Source organism: Desulfocurvibacter africanus subsp. africanus DSM 2603, from assembly GCF_000422545.1.
Lineage (GTDB): Bacteria > Desulfobacterota > Desulfovibrionia > Desulfovibrionales > Desulfovibrionaceae > Desulfocurvibacter > Desulfocurvibacter africanus.
In genome coordinates this window covers 42,186-61,316 of the sequence record NZ_AULZ01000013.1, presented here as the reverse complement: position 1 = coordinate 61,316, position 19,131 = coordinate 42,186, and the positions used below count along the sequence as shown (strand labels likewise).

Annotated in this window: 18 protein-coding genes; 13 read left to right on the top strand and 5 right to left on the bottom strand. The window is 62.9% G+C overall.

Annotated features, from left to right (window positions below; all coding sequences use genetic code 11):
• Positions 1-59 precede the first annotated feature (59 nt).
• The 8 genes from rpsB (at position 60) to H585_RS0110120 (ending at position 6,133) form a co-directional block, all read left to right on the top strand.
• On the top strand, positions 60-851 hold the full coding sequence (gene rpsB, locus H585_RS0110155) for a 30S ribosomal protein S2 (RefSeq protein WP_014258398.1): 792 nt from the start codon (positions 60-62) through the stop codon (positions 849-851).
• The gene (gene tsf, locus H585_RS0110150; RefSeq protein ID WP_014258399.1) at positions 852-1,733 is read left to right on the top strand and encodes a translation elongation factor Ts; all 882 of its coding nucleotides are present in this window, start codon (positions 852-854) and stop codon (positions 1,731-1,733) included.
• 101 nt (positions 1,734-1,834) lie between these two features.
• Positions 1,835-2,554 (top strand): UMP kinase, encoded by a 720-nt coding sequence (gene pyrH, locus H585_RS0110145; RefSeq protein WP_005982848.1) that lies wholly within the window; start codon positions 1,835-1,837, stop codon positions 2,552-2,554.
• A gap of 3 nt (positions 2,555-2,557) precedes the next feature.
• Complete coding sequence (gene frr, locus H585_RS0110140; protein ID WP_014258400.1) at positions 2,558-3,112, top strand: ribosome recycling factor; 555 nt, start codon at positions 2,558-2,560, stop codon at positions 3,110-3,112.
• A gap of 8 nt (positions 3,113-3,120) precedes the next feature.
• The gene (locus H585_RS0110135) at positions 3,121-3,837 is read left to right on the top strand and encodes an isoprenyl transferase (RefSeq protein ID WP_014258401.1); all 717 of its coding nucleotides are present in this window, start codon (positions 3,121-3,123) and stop codon (positions 3,835-3,837) included.
• Positions 3,838-4,098: 261 nt separating this feature from the next.
• Complete coding sequence (locus tag H585_RS0110130; protein WP_027367739.1) at positions 4,099-4,608, top strand: peptidylprolyl isomerase; 510 nt, start codon at positions 4,099-4,101, stop codon at positions 4,606-4,608.
• Between the two features lie 10 nt (positions 4,609-4,618).
• Positions 4,619-5,629, top strand: coding sequence for a 4Fe-4S binding protein (locus H585_RS0110125; RefSeq protein WP_027367738.1), 1,011 nt, complete (start codon positions 4,619-4,621; stop codon positions 5,627-5,629).
• Between the two features lie 156 nt (positions 5,630-5,785).
• A complete protein-coding gene (locus H585_RS0110120) occupies positions 5,786-6,133 on the top strand; it encodes a cupin domain-containing protein (protein WP_027367737.1) in 348 nt (115 codons plus the stop codon).
• Here H585_RS0110120 and H585_RS0110115 read toward each other — a convergent pair.
• The gene (locus H585_RS0110115; RefSeq protein WP_244432521.1) at positions 6,094-6,810 is read right to left on the bottom strand and encodes a GGDEF domain-containing protein; all 717 of its coding nucleotides are present in this window, start codon (positions 6,808-6,810) and stop codon (positions 6,094-6,096) included. The two genes, H585_RS0110120 and H585_RS0110115, sit on opposite strands and share 40 nt — an antisense overlap.
• A 304-nt stretch (positions 6,811-7,114) precedes the next feature.
• Between H585_RS0110115 and H585_RS0110110 the strand changes: the two genes are divergently transcribed.
• Positions 7,115-9,847: a cation-translocating P-type ATPase gene (locus tag H585_RS0110110; RefSeq protein ID WP_027367735.1), complete on the top strand. Its 2,733-nt coding sequence runs from the start codon at positions 7,115-7,117 to the stop codon at positions 9,845-9,847.
• A gap of 182 nt (positions 9,848-10,029) precedes the next feature.
• On the opposite strand, the gene ispH is transcribed toward H585_RS0110110, so the two are convergent.
• Positions 10,030-10,878 carry a 4-hydroxy-3-methylbut-2-enyl diphosphate reductase gene (gene ispH, locus H585_RS0110105; protein ID WP_027367734.1) on the bottom strand — a complete coding sequence of 283 codons (849 nt, stop codon included), beginning with the start codon at positions 10,876-10,878 and terminating at the stop codon, positions 10,030-10,032.
• A gap of 242 nt (positions 10,879-11,120) precedes the next feature.
• On the opposite strand from ispH, the gene hpnH reads away from it, so the two are divergent.
• The 3 genes from hpnH (at position 11,121) to gap (ending at position 14,016) form a co-directional block, all read left to right on the top strand.
• Positions 11,121-12,140, top strand: a complete 1,020-nt coding sequence (gene hpnH / locus H585_RS0110100; protein ID WP_027367733.1) for an adenosyl-hopene transferase HpnH — start codon at positions 11,121-11,123, stop codon at positions 12,138-12,140.
• 276 nt (positions 12,141-12,416) lie between these two features.
• On the top strand, positions 12,417-12,977 hold the full coding sequence (locus tag H585_RS0110095; RefSeq protein ID WP_014258411.1) for a GAF domain-containing protein: 561 nt from the start codon (positions 12,417-12,419) through the stop codon (positions 12,975-12,977).
• Positions 12,978-12,993: 16 nt separating this feature from the next.
• The gene (gap, locus tag H585_RS0110090; protein WP_014258412.1) at positions 12,994-14,016 is read left to right on the top strand and encodes a type I glyceraldehyde-3-phosphate dehydrogenase; all 1,023 of its coding nucleotides are present in this window, start codon (positions 12,994-12,996) and stop codon (positions 14,014-14,016) included.
• Between the two features lie 4 nt (positions 14,017-14,020).
• On the opposite strand, the gene H585_RS0110085 is transcribed toward gap, so the two are convergent.
• The 3 genes from H585_RS0110085 to H585_RS0110075 form a co-directional block, all read right to left on the bottom strand.
• Positions 14,021-14,860, bottom strand: a complete 840-nt coding sequence (locus H585_RS0110085; protein ID WP_027367732.1) for a phosphorylase family protein — start codon at positions 14,858-14,860, stop codon at positions 14,021-14,023.
• Positions 14,857-16,920 carry a squalene--hopene cyclase gene (gene shc / locus H585_RS0110080; protein ID WP_027367731.1) on the bottom strand — a complete coding sequence of 688 codons (2,064 nt, stop codon included), beginning with the start codon at positions 16,918-16,920 and terminating at the stop codon, positions 14,857-14,859. Before shc ends, H585_RS0110085 begins: the two co-directional genes overlap by 4 nt.
• A 287-nt stretch (positions 16,921-17,207) precedes the next feature.
• A complete protein-coding gene (locus H585_RS0110075) occupies positions 17,208-17,858 on the bottom strand; it encodes an ABC transporter substrate-binding protein (protein WP_027367730.1) in 651 nt (216 codons plus the stop codon).
• Between the two features lie 215 nt (positions 17,859-18,073).
• Between H585_RS0110075 and H585_RS0110070 the strand changes: the two genes are divergently transcribed.
• The gene (locus H585_RS0110070; RefSeq protein WP_027367729.1) at positions 18,074-19,117 is read left to right on the top strand and encodes a lysylphosphatidylglycerol synthase domain-containing protein; all 1,044 of its coding nucleotides are present in this window, start codon (positions 18,074-18,076) and stop codon (positions 19,115-19,117) included.
• Positions 19,118-19,131 lie beyond the last annotated feature (14 nt).

Below are 19,131 nucleotides of genomic sequence, written 5' to 3'. Positions count from 1 at the left end.
TGCCCCCATGGTGGGGGTTGGGCCCAGGGGCGGAGGAAAAACCCGCAAGGAGAAGCCTAATGTCCTACGTCAGTATGAAACAGATGCTGGAGACCGGCGTCCACTTTGGACACCAGACCCGCCGTTGGAACCCCAAGATGCGCCCGTTCATTTTCGGCGCTCGCAATGGCATCCACATCATCGACCTCCAGCAGACCGTGGGCCTGTTCCGCACCGCCCATGATTTCATCGCGGACTCCGTCGCCGCGGGCGGCTCGTGCATCTTCGTCGGCACCAAGCGCCAGGCTCAGGAAGCCATCAAGACCGAGGCCGAGCGCGCCGGACAGTACTACATCACCAACCGCTGGCTGGGCGGCACGCTGACCAACTTCCAGACCATCTCCAAGTCCATCGAGCGCCTCAAGAAGCTTGAGGCCATGTTCGAGGACGGCACCATCAACCGCTACAGCAAAAAGGAAATCTCACGCATGTCTCGTGAGATGGGAAAGCTGAGCGGAGACCTGGGCGGCATCAAGAACCTGGAAGGCCTGCCTAGCGTGGCTTTCGTAATAGACCCCAATCGCGAAGAGATCGCGGTCAAGGAATGCCGCAAGCTGGGCATCCCCATCGTGGCCGTGGTGGACACCAATTGCGACCCCGATCTCATCGATTACGTGATCCCCGGCAATGATGACGCCATCCGCGCCATCAAGCTCTTTGTCACGGCCATGGCCGACGCCTGCGTCGAGGGCAAGGCCCGCGCCGAGGAGCAAGGCACCGCCAAGCGGGATAAGTCCGCCAAGCCCAAGGCCGCGCCCAAGGCTGTCGAAGGCTTGGATACCGACGATGCAGATGTGACCGAGGAGGCATAAATGGCTATCAGCGCTTCGATGGTAAAAGACCTGCGCGAAAAGACCGGCGCGGGCATGATGGATTGCAAGAAGGCCCTGGAGGCCACGAACGGCGAAGAAGAAGCGGCCGTCGCCTGGCTGCGCGAAAAGGGCCTGGCCAAGGCCGCCAAGAAGGCCGGCCGCGCCACCTCCGAAGGCCTCATCGGCTCTTACGTCAGTGAAGACGGCAAGGTCGGCGTGCTCGTCGAGGTCAAGTGCGAGACCGACTTCGTGGCCAAGAACGACAAGTTCCAGGACTTCGTGGTCCAGCTGGCCAAGCAGGTCGCCAAGCAGAACCCGGCCACCCTGGCCGAGACGGATTACCAGGGCGGGCAGTCGGCTACCGACGCTCTGTCCACGCTGATTTCCGTGCTGGGCGAGAACATGCAGCTCGGCCGTTTCACGCGCCTGGAGCGTCAGGCCGAGGGTGGCTTCGGCCTGTATGTCCACGCCAACGGCAAGATCGGTGTGCTCGTGGAGTTCGCCTGCCCGGATGCCGTGGCCTCCAAGCCCGGCTTCCAGGACTCTGCCAGGGACGTGGCCATGCAGGTGGCCGCCGTGAGCCCCATCTGCGTCTCCTCGGATCAGGTTCCCGCGGACCTGCTGGCCAAGGAGAAGGAAATCTACAAGAACATGGCCATGGAAGAGGGCAAGCCCGAAGCCATCGCCGAGAAGGTCGTCATCGGCCGCATACAGAAGTACTACAAGGATGTCTGCCTGCTGGAGCAGCCCTTCATCAAGGAAGACAAAAAGAGCGTCGGCGCCATGCTCAAGGAGGCCGGCAAGGCCCTGGGCGGCGAGATCAAGGTCAACCGCTTCGTGCGCATGGCCTTGGGCGAAGACGCAGCAGCCGAAAAAGAGTAGCGCAAGCCACACGAAAACGGGCCGCAAGGCCCGTTTTTTTTGCCCGGACGCGACCCAGCCGGACTGCGCGCCCGGAAAGACCACGGAGGAATGATCTCAGGATGGACAAGCTTCTCTACAAGCGCATACTGCTTAAGCTCTCGGGCGAGGCCTTGGCTGGCGATCAAAAATACGGCATCGAGCCGCAGACGATACACGCCTTCGCGCAGGAGATCGCCGAAGTGGCCGACCTGGGCTGCGAAGTCGTGCTGGTCATCGGCGGCGGCAACATCTTCCGTGGCATGTCCGGGTCCGCCAAGGGCATGGACCGCGCGTCGGCCGACTACATGGGCATGCTGGCCACGGTCATGAATGCCCTGGCCGTGCAGGACGCCATTGAGAAGCTCGGGCGCGAAACGCGCGTGCTCACGGCCATCGCCATGCGCGAAGTGGCCGAACCCTACATTCGCCGCCGCGGCATACGTCACCTCGAAAAAGGACGCGTGGTCATCTGCGCGGCGGGAACCGGCAATCCTTATTTCACCACTGATACTGCCGCGGCCCTGCGAGCCATGGAACTCAAGTGCGGAGCCATTCTCAAGGCCACGAAGGTGGACGGCGTCTACGATAAGGACCCCATGAAGCACGCCGACGCCGTCATGTTCAAAAGAGTCACCTACCTTCAGGCCCTGGAGAAGCGTCTCGGGGTCATGGACGCCACGGCCATCTCCTTGGCCATGGACAACGATCTGCCGATCGTCGTATTCAATCTTTTCACCAAAGGGAACATCATGCGTGTGGTCCTGGGTGAGGATATCGGCACCATCGTCACAGGAGGTTAGCTCATGCAAAAGGAAATCAAGGAACTGGAAACCCGGATGCAGAAGGTTGTCGAAAACCTCAAACGCGAGTTCGGGCGCCTCCGCACCGGCCGGGCCTCCACCACTCTCTTGGAAGGCATCAACATCGACTACTACGGATCCAGCACGCCGATCAGCCAAGTCGCGTCCGTGGCAACTCCAGACTCCCGGACCATAACCATCCAGCCGTGGGATCGCGGGTCCTTCGGCCCTATCGAGAAAGCCATCATGACCTCGGACCTCGGCCTGAATCCGGTCAATGACGGCAAGATCATCCGCATCAGCCTGCCGCCCCTTACCGAAGAGCGCCGCAAGGACCTGGTCAAGCTGGGCAAGAAGTACACCGAGGAAGGCAAGGTCGCCGTGCGCAACATCCGCCGAGACGGCAACGATACGCTCAAGAAGTTGGAGAAGGACAAGACGATAACCGAGGACGATCTGCGCCGCGGCCAGGACGAGATCCAGAAATTGACCGACAAGTATGTAGCCAAGTGCGACGAAGCGCTGGCGGTCAAAGAAAAAGAAATTATGGAGATTTAGTCCCGCCCATGAGTCTGCCGCAACATTTGGCCTTAATCATGGACGGCAATGGCCGTTGGGCCGCGCACCGTGGGATGAGCCGCACCGAAGGGCACGAGGCCGGAGTCAAGACGGCCCAGAAAGTCTATCGGCACTGCCGGAATCTGGGCATCCGTCATCTGACCCTGTACGCGTTCTCCAAGGAGAACTGGCAGCGTCCCAAGGATGAGGTCAGCTTTCTTTTTGGGCTCGTCACGCGCTACTTCACCCAGAAGGAGCTGCGCGAGCTCATGGAACGCGATATCCGCCTGCAGGTTCTGGGAGAACTTGAAGATTTGCCCGCGACCACGCGCAAGGTTTTAGAGAGCTACATGGAAAAAACCGCGGGCAACTCCTCCATGACTCTCAACCTTGCCCTGAATTATTCTGGCCGGGATGAGATCGTGCGGGCCGCCCGCCTGCTCCTGCAGGATGGCTTGCGCCCCGAGGAGATCACCGAAGAGGCTCTGGCCAGCCGGTTGTACACCGTTGGCCAGCCCGACCCGGATTTCATCGTGCGCACCAGCGGCGAATACCGCCTGTCCAATTACCTGCTCTATCAAGCCGCCTATTCCGAACTCTACTTCACGCATACCCATTGGCCGGATTTCGACGAGGCCGAGCTGGACAAAGCTCTGGCCGAGTATGCCCATCGCCAGCGCCGCTTCGGCCGCACCGGCGAACAGGTCGAAAGCCCGACCAAGTAGGCGTTTTTCAAGACTGCCGAGGTCCAGGAAGCCCAAGCTTTCTGGACCTCGGCATGTCCGTGGGCATACGCGCGCTCTCGGTACTGGAGCAGTCGCGCGTAGTTGGGGCGGTGGAATCGGCATACCTGCTTTACCTGTCGGGCTGACGTACGTGCCCATCAACGGGCCCGATCCTCTGCTTTTCCAGAAAAAGCGGCTAAGAAGCCCGGCCTTTCATCAACCGAACAATTGACCTGCATCACAGCCATAAGGAGTGAAATCATGTCCAATCCCTTCGTGCTCCTGGAAACGAGCGAGGGCGACATTCTCATCGAGCTGTTCGCCGACAAGGCCCCGGTCACGGTGGAGAATTTTCTGCGCTACGTGGACGAGAGCCACTATGATGACACCATATTCCACCGGGTCATCAAAAACTTCATGGTCCAGGGCGGCGGAATGACCCTGAACATGAAGCCGAAGCCCACCCGCGAGCCCATCGCCAACGAAGCAGCCAACGGTTTGGCCAACAAGGCCGGCACCGTGGCCATGGCCCGGGCAGCAGGCATGGACTCGGCCACGGCCCAGTTCTTCATCAACGTCGTGGATAATGCATCCCTGGACCACAAGGACGCCACGGACGCGGGCTATGGTTATGCGGTCTTCGGAGAGGTGGCCGAAGGCATGGACGTGGCGCTCAAGATCAGCAAGAAGCGCACGCGCCACTTCCAGGGCCACGACGATGTGCCCGTGGACCCCGTCGCGCTCATCAGCGCGCAACGTTTCGAAATCTAGCGGAGGAGCAATGCGGGAGGGACTGGAGAGGAGCGCGCGCAAGCGGTTCATCGGTTTGGGCCTGTTCACCCCGGAACGCATTAGGCGACTCATCCAGGCCGGGTTCGCCGCAGCCTGTGTTCTGGCAGGCTGGCGGCTGCACCTTTTCTTGCTCTGGGCTCGCGGAGAGGCTGCGGACTTCGCTCCGCGCCCTCCCCTGGCCGAGGGGTTCCTGCCCATCAGCGCCCTGCTTGGGCTCAAAAAGCTGCTTTTGTCCGCACAATGGGACCTGATCCATCCGGCCGGGCTGGTCATCCTCCTGGCGGCCCTGGCCACGGCAATCCTGTCGCGCAAGGGTTTCTGCGGCTATGTCTGCCCCGTGGGTTTATTGTCCAACGGTATGGAGCGACTGGGACGCAAGCTCGGCACCCTGCGCCGACCGCCCAAGTGGATCGACTGGCCGATTATGGCCGTCAAATATGGATTCCTCGGCTTTTTCCTCTACTCCATCCTGGGTATGAGCCTGCCTCAGGTGGACGCCTTCCTGAGCAGCCCCTACAACCTTACCGCCGATGCGCGCATGTTGGCCTTTTTCCAGGATATCTCTCTCGTGGGTATCGGCGTGCTCGTGGCTCTGGTCCTGGGCAGCCTGCTGGTGCCCAATCTCTGGTGCCGCAACCTTTGCCCCTATGGGGCGCTGCTGGGCCTGCTGGCCTTGGCCTCGCCCGTGGCCGTGCGCCGCGACACGGATACATGCGCTGGTTGCGGCCGCTGCTCGCGGGCCTGCCCCATGGCCATCCGTGTGCAGGACACGCCTCGCGTAAATTCTCCCGAGTGCATGGGCTGCCTGTCCTGCGTGCAAGCCTGCAAGGACGGCTGCCTGTCGATGTCCCTGGGCCGGCGACGCATGCCCTGGATCACCATGGGCCTGGCCGCGCTGCTTATCATGCTCGGTGCCTGGCTGCTGGCCGAGGCCGCGGGCGTCTGGCAAAGCCCCATCCCCGCGCATATGCTGCGCATGTTCTACACACTGCCCTTATAACGCGCCTGCGTAGCACATTTGCACTCATGTCAAGGCCGACTCGGGCAAACCGAGTCGGCCTTTGTCATTTCCCTCTTGTTTGCTAGGATTCATCCACAAACAGAACTGCTTGCGCATGCAGTTTTTCAACTGGCGTTTGCTTACGAGGAAGATGGCATGAGCGAGAGCCAGGAAAAAGCCTCAGCCCGGCCAGGCCCGTCCCGCAAGGTCGTGGTCCTTGAGGACTCGTTCCGGGTGACCGAGATGACCCTACCGCCAGGCGGCGAGGTCAGGCCGCACCGCCACACGTGGATGACCGACGTGTTTTACGGTCTGGCCGGCGAACTGCTGTTGAAGGTCGAAGGGCAGGAGGCTTTTCGGCTCGCCTGCGGAGCCAGCGCCGAGGTGCGCCCAGGCCTGCTGCACGGCGCACGCAACGTAGGCGCGGACGAGGGGCGCTTCCTGCTCGTACAGCACGGCGGCCGCTACGATTTCGTGGAGCCCTCGGAAGATATGGCGGAATAGGAGCCTGCAAGAGGGCCGGTCTCCTCTGCAACCACGGAACGATCGCGACCCTGTTCCTTAGCGCAATACAAGGCGCGGTCCACGCGGGCGAAGAACTCCGTGGCCGAGAGGGGGCAAATTCTGTCCGTGCCCGCCACCCCCAGGGAAGCGCGCACGGTGAAGGTCGTTCCGGCCAGGGAACGCGCCGGTCGGGACTTGATAGCCTCGCGAATGCGCTCGGACACGGCCAGGGCATTATCGGTGGTCGTACCCGGCATGATCACCGCGAACTCCTCGCCGCCCACGCGGGCCACGGTATCGCCCTGGCGCACAGTGCTACAAATGATCTCGGCGACTTCGGACAGTACGACATCCCCGGACTGATGACCGTAGGTGTCGTTGATGAGCTTGAAATGGTCCAGATCCAGGAGCACTAGGGACATGGGTAGACTGTAGCGGGTATAATTGGCGAACTCTCGCTCCAGGGCCCGGTGGAAGAAGCGCGTGTTGTAGGTTCCGGTCAGGTGGTCCATGACCGAAAGCTGGGCAAGATGATCCTCCTTGCGACCGGCGTACCAGCCGAACAGCCCGAAGGAAAGCATGGTGCCCAGCAGCATGTAGGCCATGAGCGCATAATGGTAAGTGCTATCGGCATGCTGGCTGAAGCCTGTCGCGGCGCTGATTACAAGCCAGCCCATTGGTGCGCCGACGCCCAAAAGCGCACCCTGGAGCATGCGTTTAAAGGCGCGCTTATTCGGACGCCCGATAAAGACCGATTTCCGGTCTGCGGAATAGTTGCGAGCCATTGCATCTTGCAGGCCCAAGCTAACAACGCGGGCCATTTTGCTTAAAGGCGCTAAGGAACTCGGGGTTATTTAGCCGTGATATCCGTTTTGTCAACATATCGGACTCCCGCTCTCTGCTGTGCCCGCATTGGACCGCCATCGGAACTATGCTACCTTTCCTCATAGCTGTTCAACTTGAGACTGAGCGAGGTAATGAATGGCAGACAAGCCACACGAGCGAGGAGCGAACGACGGACCCGAAGCCGCCATCCAACAGCCGTGGGCCAGGGCTGCCAAGGAAGTGCTGGACGATCTCGGCGTGGACCCTGGCCAAGGCTTGGGTCAGGGCGACATCGGGCCGCTGTTGGAGCAATACGGAGAAAACCGTCTGGCCGCACGGCGCAAGCGTTCGGCCTGGAGCATCCTGCTCGACCAGCTCAAGAATCTCGTCGTCGCCCTGCTGGCTGGCGCCGCCGTGGTTTCGTACATCTTCGGCGAGTGGCCCGAGGCCGTGGCCATCCTTATTGCTCTGGGCATCAACGTGTTCATCGGCTTCTTCACCGAACTGCAGGCCACACGTTCCATGGAAGCCCTGCAACGCATGAGCGGCACCAAGGCACGGGTGCTCCGCGGTGGTTCGGCCAAGGAAATCCCGGCCGTGGAACTTGTCCCGGGCGACATACTCGTGCTGGAGAGCGGAGATGTCGTGGCCGCGGACGCGCGCATCGTGGAGTCCAATCGTCTGCAGGCTGACGAGTCCGCGCTCACGGGCGAATCCGTGCCCGTGGGCAAGAGCGTGAAGCCCGTGGAGAAAGACGCGCCCATGGCCGAGCTGACGAACATGCTCTTCAAGGGCACGGCCCTGACCGTGGGCTCGGGCAAGGCCGTGGTCACGGCTACGGGCGTGCGCACGGAGCTTGGCCATATCGCCGAGATGGCCGAGGCGGCCAAGGGCGAGGAAACGCCCCTGGAGAAGCGCCTCAACGCGCTCGGTCAGCGCTTGTTCTGGGTCGTGCTGCTGGTCGCGGCCGCGGTTATGGTCAACGGGTATCTGGTGGGCATGGAAACCTACCTGCTGATCACCACGGCCGTTGCCCTGGCCGTGGCGGCCATCCCGGAAGGTCTGCCCATCGTGGCCACCGTCGCCCTGGCCAGGGGCATGTGGCGCATGAATGCGCGCAATGCGCTCATCAACAGACTTTCGGCCGTGGAAACCTTGGGCTCGACCAGCGTCATCTTCACGGACAAGACCGGTACGCTCACCGAAAACCGCATGCATCTGCAGCGAGTGGCCGTGACAGGACAGAGCGGCATCGCCGAGATACCCTTGGACGGAAAGGATTCCTCCGGGAGTGGAGATCCGGCCGGATCCTCGGACAGCCCGGCTTTCAAGCGCATGCTTGAAGTCGGCGTACTGTGCAACAACGCCCAGATCGGTGGAGAGGACAAGGCGAGCGTGGGCGACCCTCTGGAAATCGCCCTGCTCCAGGCCGGCAAAACCAAAGGCATAAACCGCAAGGAGCTCCTAGAGGCCAAGCCCGAGGTGCGCGAGGACGCTTTCGATCCCGAGCGCGCGCTCATGGCCACTTGGCACAAGGAGGGCGATGGTTTCCTGGTGGCGGTCAAGGGCACGCCCGAGTCGGTGCTGGAAGCCAGCACGCGCGTGCTCGGTCCGGACGGCGAACAGGACCTGACGGACGACGCCAGGGACGAATGGCGGAGGAAGAACTCGGAGATGGCCGCGCAGGGGCTGCGCGTGCTCGGGTCGGCCATGAAGCGCACGGGAGATGAACACGACGACTCGTACGAGGATCTGACCTTCCTCGGCCTGTACGGACTCATGGACCCGCCGCGCAAGGGAGTGGATAAAGCCATCGAAAAGCTGCGCCGGGCGGGCATCAAGGTCGTCATGGTCACAGGCGACCAGCCCATGACCGCCAAGAGCATCGGCGAAACCCTCAAGCTGTCCAACGGCCAAAGGCCCATGGAAGGCAAGGAGCTGGGCGACCCGGACAAGCTGTCCGAAAGCAAGCGCAAGGAACTGCGCGATACGACCATCTTCTCGCGCGTCACGCCCGAGCAGAAGCTCAACCTGATCGCCCTGTATCAGAAGACCGGGGCAGTGGTGGCCATGACCGGCGACGGGGTAAACGACGCCCCGGCGCTCAAGAAGGCTGACATAGGCGTGGCCATGGGTCTGCGCGGCACTCAGGTGGCTCGCGAGGCCGCGGACATGGTGCTCAAGGATGACGCTTTCCAGACCATCGTCGCGGCCGTGGAGCAAGGCCGGGTCATCTTCAGCAACATTCGCAAGTTCCTGATCTATCTGCTCTCGGGCAACATCGGCGGCATCATCATCGTGGGCACGGCCATCCTGGCCGGACTGCCGCTGCCGTTGCTCCCACTGCAGATCCTGTTCATCAACATGCTCTTCGACGTGTTCCCGGCCCTGGCTTTGGGCGTGGGCGAGGGCGATCCCATGGTCATGGACGCACCGCCGCGCAAACCAGGGGAGCATCTGGTGACCGGCAGGCATTGGGCCTTGGCCGGGGCTTACGGCCTGCTCATCGCCGTCTGCGTGCTCGCGGCCTTCTGGCTCGCGCTGAACCGCTACGGCCTGGACGAGAGCCAAGCCGTGACCGTGTCATTTCTGACCCTGACCTTCGCGCGCATGCTGCACACCTTCAACATGCGCGATCCCGGCCCGCACGTCGTTGTCAACGAGGTGACCAGCAACCCCTTTGTATGGGCCGCGCTGGGACTGTGCGGTGCGCTTATCGCAGCGGCGCTGTTCGTGCCATCCCTGGCGGAGATTCTGCGCGTGCACGAGCCGGGGCGGACAGGCTGGACCCTAATCCTGACGGGCAGCTTCACACCCTTCGTGGTCATCCAGCTGGGCAAGGCCTTGCTCGGCTTGCGCAGCCGGGAGCATCGGACGCAGGCCGCGTGAGTGTAGCCCGGACTGTTTTTCAGGCGGTAAGGCGCAAAGCCTCGGATAAACAGCCTGTTAGAGCATTTTGCTTTTAAAATGCTCTGCAAGCCATGCGTCGGCATGGCTTGCAGCGGCGTAGGCATAGGCGCAATTCACTTGCGCCGTCAATGCCGGAGCGGGTGTCTCAAAAGCAATTTGCTCTAAAGCCGCTTGAGGCAGGCCTCCACCTCGTCGATCATCTTCTTGGGTGTGGAGGCTCCGGCCGTAAGGCCCACGCAGTCGAAGCGAGATATCTCCTCCAACGGCAAGGCCTCGACCGTTTCCACGTGCAGGCAGGGAATCATGCGGCTGGCCACCACCTGCACCAGGCGGCGCGTGTTGCCGCTGTTGAACCCGCCCACCACGACCATCAACGCCACCTCGTCGGCCACGCTCGTGGCCTCGTCCTGGCGCAGCTTGGTGGCGTCGCAGATGGTGTTGAGCACCACCAGATCCATTTCCGGCAACTCGCCCAACTCCCCGGCAAGCGCCTCGAAGGTGACCAGGTCCTGGGTGGTCTGGGAAGCCAGGCAGTATTTTTCATCCTTGGCGAGCATGCCGAAAAGGGCTGCGCGGTCGTCGAATACGTGCGCGCCCGCCGCGGCATAGCTGAGCAGGCCCTTGACCTCGGGATGGCTCTCCTCGCCGTATAGCAGCAGCTTGCGGCCTTCGGCCGTGCTGCGGGCGATGAGCACCTGGGCCTTCTTGACCTTGGGACAGGTGGCGTCCACGATGGTCACATCCCTCCTGCGCAACCGTTCCTCTATATCCTTGGGCACGCCATGGGCCCGGATCACCACCGAAGCGCCGGCCGGAATGTCCTCGGGCGACTTGGCGGTAATGACTCCCTTGGCCGCATACTCGGCCAAGACCTGTGGATTATGGATGATCGGCCCCAGAATGTAGATGGGCCCCTTGCCAGAACGTTCCTCCAGCAGCAAGTCCAGCTTCTTCAGGGCCAACTCCACTCCCATGCAGAAACCGGCGGTTTCCGCTCGAATGACCTTCATTGACTGTCTCCTGATGTCTACGCCGGGTCGCTCCGGCCATCGTGCCTCGCAAACCATCAAGTATAGTATTGCCCGGCATCAGGGCAACCGGCTCCAGCCTCACGCTTCGGACAAAAAGATCCGCTCCGGATACCTGCCCATGGTTGATAAAAGCTAATAATCCGTCCGAGGCTTGAACCGCCGGCCCAGCCGCGCTAGATTTGTCATCCTGGGACCAATACCTGCAACAAGAAGGACTCACCGTGGGAATTCCCGCCATCCAGGCCGCACGCATCGGTACATATATCCTGAAGCAGAAGCTCTCCGGCAAGCGACGCTTCCCGCTCGTGCTCATGCTCGAACCGCTTTTCCGCTGCAACCTGCACTGCAAGGGCTGCGGCAAGATCACCTACTCCAAGGAGATCATGGACCGGCAACTCTCGACACAGGAGTGCCTGGACGCGGCCGAGGAGTGCGGGGCGCCGGTGGTGTCCATACCCGGCGGCGAACCGCTCCTGCATCCGGATATCCCGGCCATCGTAGACGGCCTGGCCGCCCAGAAACGTTTCATCTACCTGTGCACCAACGCACAGCTCCTGTCCTCACGCATGGGCGAATTCCGCCCTTCGCCCTACCTTAACTTCAGCGTGCACCTGGACGGCCTGCGCGAACGGCACGACGCCATGGTTTGCAAGCAAGGCGCCTATGACCGCGCCGTGGCGGCCATGCGCAAGGCCCTGGACCAGGGCTTCCGCGTGACCACCAACACGACCTTCTTCAAAGGCCAGACCTCGGAGGCCGCCGCTGAGCACTTCGACGCCCTCATGGCCCTGGGAGTGGAAGGCATGACCGTGTCGGCGGCCTTCAGTTACGAGGCCGCAGCCGATCAGAACGGCTTCATGTCCCGCCAGGAGGCCATGACCTTGTTCCGCGACATCTTCCGCCTGGGCCAGGGCCGGAACTGGCGATTCAACCACTCCAGCCTGTACCTCGACTTCCTGGCCGGCCGCGAGGACTACGCCTGCACGCCCTGGGGCACGCCTTCGCGCAACGTGCTCGGCTGGCAGCGTCCGTGCTACCTGCTGGACGACGGCTATGCGGCCAGCTTCCGCGAACTCATGGAGGAGACCGACTGGGAGCGTTACGGCCGAGGCCGCGACCAGCGCTGCTTGAACTGCATGGTGCACTGCGGTTTCGAGCCCTCGGCCGTGACCGACGCCGTGCACAGGCCGCTCAAGGCTTGGCGTTCCAGCCGCCTGCCCGTAGAGGCGCGGGCGGGTTGAGCCTTCAAGCAGGACTAATGGGGCAATGCTCCGCTTTGCTCAGGGAGTCTCGAGTATTTTCACACCGAGTAAGCCTGCTTGTCTCGCGCGGTCGTTTTTTCAAAAGGATTAAAGCGGACACGAGAGTAGATTCTCCAGGGCTCAAACAGTTTATTCGCGCCTTTTCCGCCGCGCCAGGCGCGGGGGTTACGTAAAGGATTGACCCGTGTTATGTCGTGTTTGACACAGATTGCAAGAACCCCAGTTGATCGTTTCTCGACACGCCAGGAGGTCGGCATGGACAGATATGAATCGTATTATCGTTCCCTTTACACGGTGGCCATGATCGTCAACTCGAGCCTCGACCCTTCAACCGTGCTGCAAACCATCGCCGAGCAGGCAGCCAAGGCCATGCAGGCCAAGGGCTGCTCCATCCGTCTGCGCGACAGGACGGGGAAAAGGCTTCTTCCCAGCGCGGCCTGGGGGCTGTCCAAGGAATACATGCGCAAGGGACCGGTGGAGATAGCGCGTAGCGAAGTGGACCGCGAAGCGCTCACCGGCAGGATCATCTTCATCCCCGACGCCACGACAGATCCGCGCTTTCAGTACGGCAAGGCGGCCAAGGACGAAGGCATCGCCTCGGTGCTGGTCGCGCCCCTGACGGTCGAGGAATCGCCCATCGGAGTCATGCGCATCTACTCCGGCACCCCTCGCAATTTCGATTCGGCGGAAGAGGAATTCCTGCGGGCAATCGCCGCCCTGAGCACCGTTGCCATCGAGAACGCCAGGCTGCACCAGGCGCTCAAGAAGGATTACGAGATGCTCGCTTCGTTCGAATACCGGGTCTTCGAGGATTAGCCAGGAGGAACCTGAGATGGATAAGCTTCGCATAGGAATCAACGGCTTCGGCCGCATCGGCCGCCAAGTGCTCAAGGCCATGCGCGAGCGCCACGGCGACTCGCTGGTCGTCGTGGCCGTGAACGATCTTTTCGATACCGCCACCAACGTGCACCTGCTCGAATTCGACACCAACTACGGTCGGACGCCTTTCGAGGTGCGCGCCGAGGGGACCGATATCCATTACGGAGGCTGGAACATCAAAAGTTTCGCCAGCCGCGACCCCAAGGAGATTCCCTGGGGAGATCTCGGCGTGGACCTGGTGGTCGAGGCCACGGGCATATTCACCACGGGTCCTAAGGCCAGGGCCCACCTCGATGCCGGGGCGCGCAAGGTGATCATCAGCGCGCCCGCCAAGGAGGAGGACGTGACCGTGGTGCTGGGCGTGAACGAACAGGATTACGATCCGGCGCGGCACCATATCGTATCCAACGCATCCTGCACCACCAATTGCCTTGCCCCGGCGGCCAAGGTCGTGCACGAGGCCTTCGGCATCGTATCCGGCCTCATGTGCACCGTGCATGCCTACACCAACGACCAGCGCATCCTCGATTTGGCGCACCGAGACCTGCGCCGCGCCCGTGCCGCCGGCCAGAACATCATCCCCACCACGACCGGTGCGGCCAAGGCCGTGGCCCTGGTCATCCCTGCGCTCAAGGGCCGCATCGACGGCTACGCCCTGCGCGTGCCCACGCCCACCGTTTCGGTGGTGGACTTCGCTTGCAACCTGGAGCGAGAAACCAACACGGAGGAACTGCGCAAGGTTCTGCGCGAGGCAGCCGAGGGACCGCTTGCGGGCATCCTGGGCTACAGCGATCGGCCGCTGGTTTCCATGGATTTCAAGGGCGATCCGCATTCAGGCATCGTGGAGGCAGACTTCACGCGCATGCAGAACAGCACAATGGCCAAGCTCGTGATCTGGTACGACAACGAATGGGGCTATTCCTGCCGTGTCGCGGACTTGGCCGCCTACATCCACAAGGCGGGCGTCGCGCGCTAGGCCTTCAGCCTCGCTCCTCGGGCAGCAAAGCTCCGGCGCGCGCCATGGCGGCCACGGCCCGACGCAGGGACCCCAGGGCGGCCGAGAACTCGCGTTGCGAAGCCAGCAGGTCGGCCAGCAGGGTCGGCCTGCGCGCGAGGCTGCACAGGAGCCGGCCGGGTTTGACCCTGCCCTGCTCGTCCAGCAGGCGCGGCAGTTCGGGCGGCAAATCACGTCCAGCGGAGTCGCACACGGCGCGCAGCACGAGCAGAGGCAGCCCGGCCCTGGCGGCTGCGTCGGCCACTCCGGCGCTTTCCAGATCTGCGGCCAGAGCCCAGCCGCTACGCCACAAATCCGCCTTGTGCGCCGGGCTGAGCACGGGCCGTTCCAGGCTCACGATCCGTCCCAGTCGGATCTTACGCTGAGGAGTATGTGTAAGCGCAGAGGCCAATATGGCAGGCAGGGCTTGTCTGACCCATGCGCAAGAGAGTGGAATGCTTGCCAGGCTTTCGCCTCCATCCCTTCCAAATCCATCCAAGGCTACAGATTCGGCCAGCACCAGGTCGGCGGCTTTCAGGCCCGGAGCCAGTCCGCCCGAAACGCCCAGGCACAGCAAGGCCTGGACGCCATGGCCCACGAGGAGTTCTGCGGCCTTGCGCGCGGCCGAAACCCCAGGGCCAGAACGCACGCAAAGCAACTCCAACCCGTTCAGGCTCGCCCGGCGCACCGCAAAGCTCGTGTTGGAAACGACTGCCTGCCATCGGCTCCCCTGAGGCAAGACCGCCCCCTCCAGGGACAATGCCGTGACGATTCCCAGCGTTCTCCGACTCGGATACGCAAGAGAAGCCGAATGCTCCTTGATCATGTGCGCGGCACGACCTTGAAGGGCAGCCTGTGCGGGCTCGGCAGCCGCATCTCGTCTTGTCGCATGCGTCCGCCTTTGGACAATCGACGATAGACGCCCAGGGCCCACAGCGGGAAGTATTGGCTGTAGCCGTGATAGAGCAAATAGAAGACTCGCGGAAAACCCGTGCCCGTGAACAGCCGCTCATCCCAATTCCCGTCCGGCAGTTGATTGCTCACGAGATAATCGATGCCGCGACGCACGGCCCTGGAGTGTTCCTCGCCGGCGGCCATCAGGCCCAGCAGGGCCCAGGCGGTCTGAGAGGGTGTGCTCCTGCCCCGTCCGCCCAGGCTGGAATCGAAATAGGTATAGCAGCTCTCGCCCCAGCCACCATCGCCGTTCTGGCGGCTCAGCAGCCAGTCAACGGCCCGCCGGACGTACGGCGCGCGCATGTCCTCGCCGATCTGGCGCAAGCCCATGAGCACGGACCATGTGCCATAGAGGTAGTTCACGCCCCAACGGCCATACCAGGAGCCGTCCGCCTCCTGCTCCTTGCGCAGGAATTCCAGGCCACGGGCAGCGGGTTTGAAGGAACGGTCGAAGCCGAGCATGCCCAGGAACTCCAGGCACCGGCCCGTGAGGTCGGCGGTACTCGGGTCCAGCAGCGCGCCGTGATCGGCGAAGGGGATGTTGTTCAGGTGCAGCTTGTTATTGTCCACGTCAAAGGCGGCCCAGCCGCCATCCGAACTTTGCAGGCCCAGGGTCCAGTTGACGGCCGCGCCGATGCGCTCCTGATAGCGCGGGTCGTCAAGGGCTCCGGCGCGCAACAGCGCCATGAGCACCATGGAGGTGTCGTCCACGTCGGGATAGAAATCGTTCTCGAACTGGAAGGCCCAGGCCCCTGCCTGCAAATCCGGAGAGTTCTGGGCCCAGTCGCCCCAGGCGAAAACCTGCTTGGAGAACAACCAGTCCACGCAGGCCTTCATGGCCGGGCTGTCGGCGCTCGCGCCAGCCTCCAGCGAGGCCGACAGGCTCAGGCAAGAGTCCCATATGGGCGACACGCACGGCTGACAGAAGGCCTCGTGCTCCTTCTCCACCAACAGGTCGTCCAGGGCCTTTATCCCGCGGGCCATGTCCGGCTGGCTGTCGGGGTAGCCCAGCACGCGCAGGGCCATGACGGCATTGGCCATGGCCGGAAAGATCGCGCCGATGCCGCCCTCGCCGCGCATGCGCTCAACGGTCCAACGCTCGGCGCGGCGCACGGCTTCCTCGCGGATGCCCACGGGCAGGCAGCCTTCGGTGCATTTGAGAATGCGGTCCAGCAGGATGAACAGATTCTTGCGCCCGCTCTTGACGCAGAAGCCGTCCAGGTTGCGCAGGTTCTCGGGATTTTGCAGGAACAGCTCGCGCACGCCCTGGTCCGGCTCGATGTGCGCCACGGGCCTCCGGGCGTACAGGATGAGCAGCGGCACGACCACCGTGCGCGACCAGTAGGAAACCTTGCGCAGGTGGAAAAAGAACCAATCCGGGAGCATGGTGATCTCTATGGGCATGCACGGCGCAGTGCGCCAAGGAACCTGGCCGAATATGGCCAGGGCGATGCGCGTGAACACGTTGACCTTTTCGGCGCCGCCCATCTCCAGCACCCTCTGTCGGGCGCGGGCCATGTGCGGCGCGTCGGGCGCATCGCCCAGGAGCTTGAGGGCGAAGTAGGCCTTGACCGTGCAGCTCAGGTCCGCCGGGCCTTCGGTATACAGTGGCCAGCCGCCGTCGGGCAGTTGCCGGTTGCGCAGGTAGCGGGCGATCTTGTCCCGGAGCTCGGGGCGCATGTCCCGGCCCAGGAAACGTTGGAGCATGACGTATTCCGAAGGGATGGTCGCATCCGCCTCCAGATCGAAAACCCAGTAGCCTTGTTCGCTCTGCAGCCCCAGCAGCCGGCTCAGGGCCGTGCCCACGGCGGTTTCCAGGCGTCCGACGGGCGCCAGGGGACCGGGCAAGGGGACATCGCGCAGGGTCACGGGCCGCGCAGGATCGCGTACGGGACTTGTGCTGGCGTTTTCTCTATTCCCGATTATATCCATCGCATCCTTCCTTGTGGGAGTATGAGCGTTCGCACATGCGTAAACTGTCCCATCAAGCCATATAGAGTGCCAAAAACGCTGGCTCGGGGCAACGCGGCGGGCCTGATTCGCGTTATTAATCATAGTTCATAAGCAATACATCCCGCGGCACCGCCGTTCATATGTCTTCCAAGGAGGTTGCCCGCGCTCCTCTCACCTCCAGAATGACTCACTTTCCGCATGGCCCACTCAAACCTCTGCCCTTGCCAAGGATAACAGGCTCTTCCCCGAAATAATCATGCACAGGCCTAGGAGGACAGCTCCTCGGAATAGACCTGCATCTTCTGCGCAAGCTTGGTCATGAGCGCATCAAAGCCCTCCCGACCCAGGATGGAGGTGAATTGGGAACGGGTCATGGCCAACTGGCTCACGTCACGCACAATGATGTCCACAATCAGCCACCGCCCCTCCTGCGCACGCAGCTTGTAGGTGAAGTCAACCGTTTTGCCGTCCGAGCGGGTCAGGGTGCTGACCACTGTGGCCTGGTCGCCTTGCGTGTCCACCTTCGTGATGTCGAATTGCTGGCCGTTGTAGCTGTCGAAACGCTCGGCATAAGCGGACACGGACCAATCCAGGTATGCCTCGCTGTACTGCCGCTTCTGCTTGTCGCTGAAGTCCCGCCAGAACCGGCCGGCAGAAAACCTGGCCATGAAACGATCGGCGAATATGGTGTCTATGACCGGAAACAGGAGCTTGTAACGCCCCTCGAATCCGAGCTTTTCGCCGCCGCGCATGGCGGACAGCAAAGTCCTGTCGAGGCGCTCGATGGTTTCGGCCGGACTCAGGCCCTTGGCCTGTGCGGCCGTCTGGGCAGCCCAAGCCGCCTGAATCGGAAGGGCTGCCAGGACGGCCAGCAGGACCGCTAGAGACAGCAGGCGCGCGGCTGGTTTCCAGGGCATGATCGCTCTCCCTTGGTTGCGCCGCCGGCGCATCGGCGGGCGGACGGTTTTCCAATCATCTCTGACTATAGGCCAGCCGCAAGCGCCGGGTCATTATTTTTCCGACTCCGACCGTTATACGAGAGCGAGAGCATGATTCCCGCCAGTGTTTGTCAAAGGTCTCGCTGGAGTGTATCTGGTTGGGTGGACTGACAGGGAGGAGGGATCCGCCAGGCATGAAACGAACCGCGCTTTTCGCCCTGGCCGCAGGCTTGGCCCTGTTGCTGGCCTTGGTGCTGCGCCATGGCCCGTCCGGCATACTGGCTGCCCTGGCCGTGGCCGGCTGGTCGGTGTTGTGGGTGGCAGCCTACCATCTGCTGCCCCTCTTCCTGGACACTCTGGGTTGGGCCATGACCATGCCCCGAGGACGCGGACCGGGCTTGGGCATGTTGCTTCTGGCGCGCTGGGTGGCCGAATCGTTCAATACGCTGCTGCCCGTGGCCCAGGTGGGCGGACATGTGGCCCGCGCAAAGCTGATGGCAGGCCGAGGCGGGCCGGACATGGCCCTGAGCCCGAGCGAAAGCGGAGCCACCGTGACGGTGGATGTGACCCTGGGCCTAGTGACACAGTTCGCCTTCGCCCTGGCCGGCGTGCTGGCCACCCTGCCCTACCTGGGCGCGAGCGGCGATCGTTTGCGCCTGTGGGGCGGCACCGGGTTTGGAGCCCTGCTCCTGGCCGGCTTCGTGCTGGCCCAAAGGGCCGGCATGTTCACAGCGGCGGCCCAGGTGCTCCAAGGCCTTACCCGGGGCCGGCGTCTGACGGCGCTGCTCGGCGAAGCCAAGGCCATGGACACGCACATCCGGGCCACCTACGCGGCAAAGGGCAGGCTGGCTCTTGCGGCCGGTCTGCGGCTTCTGGGCTGGTTGAGCAAGAGCGGGGAAAGCTGGCTCGCGTTGCATTTTCTCGGCGTGCCTGCGACTCTGGGAGATGCCCTGGTCCTTGAAGCCCTGAGTACGGCCGCAGCCAGCGCGGCCTTCATGGTGCCCGGCGGCCTGGGTGTGCGCGAAGGATCAATCCTGCTCCTGGGCGGCATGCTCGGCATCACGCCCGAGGTCGCCCTGGCCTTGGCCCTTATCAAACGCGCCCGCGAGATCATCCTGGGCGCGCCCGGTCTGGCCGTCTGGCTGTGGATCGAGGCGCGTGGCTGGCGAAGCCGCCATGGCAAGGGACAAAGCCAATCCGCCCCGGACAGGGCTTTCGTCAAGGAATCCCGGAACTGAAGCCGTCGCGTGAC